Annotated in this window: 3 protein-coding genes and 1 pseudogene; 3 read left to right on the top strand and 1 reads right to left on the bottom strand. The window is 60.6% G+C overall.

Annotated elements, in window-relative coordinates:
• The first annotated feature begins 59 nt into the window (after positions 1 to 59).
• Positions 60 to 788, top strand: a complete 729-nt coding sequence (locus EN914_RS27000; protein WP_127389366.1) for an ABC transporter ATP-binding protein — start codon at positions 60 to 62, stop codon at positions 786 to 788.
• Positions 789 to 814: 26 nt separating this feature from the next.
• Complete coding sequence (gene lhgO, locus EN914_RS26995) at positions 815 to 2,005, top strand: L-2-hydroxyglutarate oxidase (protein ID WP_245265314.1); 1,191 nt, start codon at positions 815 to 817, stop codon at positions 2,003 to 2,005.
• A 517-nt stretch (positions 2,006 to 2,522) separates the two neighbouring features.
• Here lhgO and EN914_RS26990 read toward each other — a convergent pair.
• Positions 2,523 to 3,527: a LacI family DNA-binding transcriptional regulator gene (locus tag EN914_RS26990; protein ID WP_024502238.1), complete on the bottom strand. Its 1,005-nt coding sequence runs from the start codon at positions 3,525 to 3,527 to the stop codon at positions 2,523 to 2,525.
• Positions 3,528 to 3,661: 134 nt separating this feature from the next.
• Here EN914_RS26990 and EN914_RS26985 point away from each other — a divergent pair.
• Positions 3,662 to 4,047: pseudogene (locus EN914_RS26985) on the top strand (hypothetical protein); the annotation flags it as partial.

The raw sequence follows: 4,047 nt of genomic DNA, 5'->3' as shown, positions 1-4,047 counted from the left end.
AAAGTCGGCGGTCCGTTCCGAGTTCGATCGGCGCCCACAGACCGTCAAAGGGGAACGACATGCTTGAAATACGCGGCCTAACCGCCGGCTATGGCCGGCTTGCTGCCCTGAAATCGATCGATCTGGAGGTCAGAAAAGGCGAGATCATTTTCGTCGTCGGCCCCAATGGCGCCGGCAAATCCACGCTTCTGAGGTCAATTTCCGGGCTCATGGCGCCGACCGGAGGCACGCTTGCCTTCAACAGCGAGTCGATCGCCGGCCAGGCGCCGGAAAAGCTGTGCAGGAAAGGCTTGGCACTTGTGCCGGAAGGCCGCAGCATCTTCCGGACACTGACGGTGCGGGAAAACCTGCTGCTTGGCGGCATGATCCGCAAGGACAAGGCCGAAGCCGCCGCCGATCTGGACCGGGTCCTGGAAATCTTTCCGATCCTCAGGACCCGCTACCGCGGCGTTGCCGGCCACCTTTCCGGCGGCGAGCAGCAGCAGCTTGCCATCGCCCGCGCCATCCTGCAGCGACCGTCCCTGATGATGATCGATGAACCGTCGCTTGGCCTTGCGCCGCTGGTGATCGACCAGGTCTACGAAAGCCTCCGCCAGCTTAACGCCAGCGGGCTGACCCTGCTCGTCGTCGAACAGTCCACCGCCCGCATTCTCGACCTCGCTTCCCGCGTCTACGTGCTGCGCAACGGCCATGTCGCGCTGGAGGGTTCGGCAAGCGAGCTCGCCGACGGGCATGCGCTGGAAGAGGCCTATTTCGGCTATGGCGATCGTCAGACCGCGCACGCATAATCGGGCAGGCAAAGGCTACAACCATGATTTTCGACTATTGCGTCATCGGCGGCGGCATCGTCGGCCTGGCGACGGCCATGCGGCTGCTGGAAACATATCCCGGCTGCAGCCTGATCCTGTTGGAAAAAGAGGAGGCTCTCGGCAAGCACCAGACCGGCCACAACAGTGGTGTCATCCATGCCGGCATCTACTATCCGCCAGGCAGCCTGAAGGCCGAGCTCTGCCGCAAAGGCGCGGACGCCACCAAGGCCTTCTGCCAGGAGAACGGCATCCGCTTCGATGTCTGCGGCAAACTGGTCGTCGCCACCTCCGCACTCGAAGTGCAGCGCATGGAGGCACTCCACGAACGCTCGAAGCAGAACACGATCGAAGTCCAGCGCGTCAGCGAGGGTGAATTGAAGGAGCGGGAACCGAACATCCGCGGTCTCGGCGCGCTTTTCGTGGCCTCGACCGGCATCGTCAGCTATGCCGATGTCTGCCAGGCCATGGGGCGGCGTATCAAGGCACTCGGCGGCGAGATCCGCCTGTCGACGCGCGTCACCGGCATTCGCGAAGTCATCGATTCCGTCGATATCGCGTCGGCCGGCGAAAACTGGCAGGCGAAAAAACTGGTGGTCTGCGGCGGTCTCCAATCGGACCGGCTGGCCGTGCTCGCCGGGCTTTCGATCGAGCATCGCATCGTTCCCTTCCGCGGCGAATACTATCGCCTTCCCGCATCGAAGAACGACATTGTCCGCCATCTGATCTATCCCGTCCCGGATCCAGCCCTGCCCTTCCTTGGCGTGCACCTGACGCGGATGATCGACGGCAGCGTCACGGTCGGGCCGAATGCCGTTATCGGTTTTGCCCGCGAAGGCTATCCACGGCTTTCGTTCAACGTTTCGGACATGGCCGACTACGCGCTGTTTCCCGGCTTCTGGAAAACCGTGTTCGCCAACCGCGGATCTGCGGTAACGGAACTCCGCAACTCGCTCTGGAAGCCAGGCTATCTGGAGGAGTGCCGGAAATACTGTCCGAGCCTCAAGCTCGCCGACCTGCTCCCGCACGAAGCAGGCATCCGCGCGCAAGCCGTGCGCAAGGACGGTGCCCTCATCCATGATTTCCTGTTCGCACAAACGGACCGCATGCTGCACGTCTGCAACGCGCCTTCCCCCGCCGCCACCTCGGCGATCCCGATTGCAGCGATGATTCGAGATCGCCTCATGCAGGGCTGCTGAAACGAGGCGGTACGCACTGGAGTCGCAACGCCCGCTGAACGCTGGAGTATCCGTCTTGGCCAAGTGGACGCCGGCATTTTTGGCTGCGCAAAGATCTCAAGCAAAACGACGGCCGACATCGTCGGCAGGGTTCGCTCCCAGCTTGCCGCAAATTTTGTTGACCGTCATAGGGGGCATAGCTGGACGACCTCCCTATGGTACCAGAATGGTACACGTCGATAGGATGCACTGACCCCAAGCCAGCTAAGCTATAATCTTTAAGTCTTTGAAATTGGTCAACTATTTTGTGGTAGCGCAGGCTGGGACCGCTACGCGATCCAAGCTATTGTTTTTTTCGACGCCAAATTGATTTATATCATGGACGCTGTTTTGTCGCGAAATAGGAGGTAGGTGAACCCGACCGGCTGTCCTCGCCGCGCTCACTCCAGGCCCGTCGTGACCTCGACGACGAAAGGTGGAGGGTCTCTCATCGAAGTACCCTGGTTCGCAACTCAACATTCTATCTAACTGGGGCATTCTATCTAACTGGGGCGCAACTTTCACCAACCACCAGCGCGGGCTGGAAGACGACATTGCGCGCCGGCAAGGTGACCTTATCTTCGATGCGATCGACTAGCATGCGCAGCGCTTCGTTTGTCATGTCGGCAACGGGATGCTCTGTACGGGTAAGCCGCGGCTTCAACCCGCCTGCTCCAGCGACTGTGTCGGTCGATGCGATCGAGATGTCCTCGGGACAGCGCAGGCCAAGATCGGCGACAGCTCGCATGACTCCAATTGCCATGACGCCATTGGCGACGTAAAGCGCCGTGGGCCGGGCCAACTGTCCAAGCAGGTCTCGCGCGACTGAATAGGCTGTGTCTTCACGGAACTCGCCGGAACGGACATGCCCGGTTTTCGGAGCGAGGCCGCGTGCGGCCATTGCCTCAAGCATGCCTTGCAGCCTGCCGCTGCCAGTCGTTAATTGCGTTGGCCCCGTTATGGATCCGATTTCGCGGTGGCCAAGGTCCAGGAGGTAGTTGGTTGCCTGCTTGCCGGCCGACACATTGTCGATCGTGACGGTATCAACACCGGCATCTCCGATCGAACGGCCAAGCAGGACCACCGGCACGCCGCCCTCGAAATCCCTTCGTTGGTATTGGCTTTCGGGACCTACCGGAACGAGGACCGACCCATCGCATCCTAGTGTTCGAATGCGCGAAAGAATGCGTTTTTCAATATCAGGCTTCTCATCGCTGTTGAACAGGACGAGAGAGTAGCCCCAGGCGGCGACCGCCGCCTCGGCTGCCGTGACGATGCGGGCGTAAAACGGGTTTGCCAGATCCGCCACGGCAAGCGCGATCAGCTGACTGCGCCCGCTGCGTAGATTCCGCGCGACCAACGAGGGCGCGTAGCGAAGGTCGCGAACCGCGGCAAGCACACGACCCCGCAATTCCGGACTCACATAGGCAGTGTCGTTGACGACCGCGGACACCGTCGCCGTCGACACACCGGCAGCTCTTGCGACGTCTTTTATGGTGGCCATCTGCTCTCTTAGCTAATCGTTTAGCTGTATCTTGGCGCCAATCTCTCGCCTATTTTGTGCTTCTTTGCACGAATTTTCTTGCGAAGCCGTCTAAGATGGGAAAATCTACCGAAACGGTTAGGCGGTTATCAGCTTTGAATCTGAAGATGCGCGTCCAACCTCACAAGGGAGAGAGAACAATGAAAAACCTGACATTCGGCGTTTTCGCCGTGGCCTTGGCATTGTCCTGCGCGCACGCCAGCGCGGCCGACAAGCCGCTGCTCGGCATCGTGTCGATCAGCGCCACGGAAGCCAACAATGTCCGCTATATCCAGGGCGCGACCAAAGCAGCCGACGAACTCGGTTGGAAAGTTACCGTGGTCGACGCGGCGGGCAATGCAGACCAAGCCAACGCCGCCATCCAGAACTTTGCGCAGCTGGGCGCGCATGCCATCGTTGACATGGTGTTCCCGTTCTCTTCGATCGGCGCCGGGCGAGCCGCGGCTGGTTCCGCGAGCATTCCCGTAGTCACTTGGGGGGG

Source organism: Mesorhizobium sp. M7A.F.Ca.CA.001.08.2.1 (assembly GCF_003998455.1).
GTDB lineage: Bacteria > Pseudomonadota > Alphaproteobacteria > Rhizobiales > Rhizobiaceae > Mesorhizobium > Mesorhizobium ciceri.
Note: the sequence above shows the minus strand (reverse complement) of the source record. Positions and strands in the feature narration are given on the sequence as shown.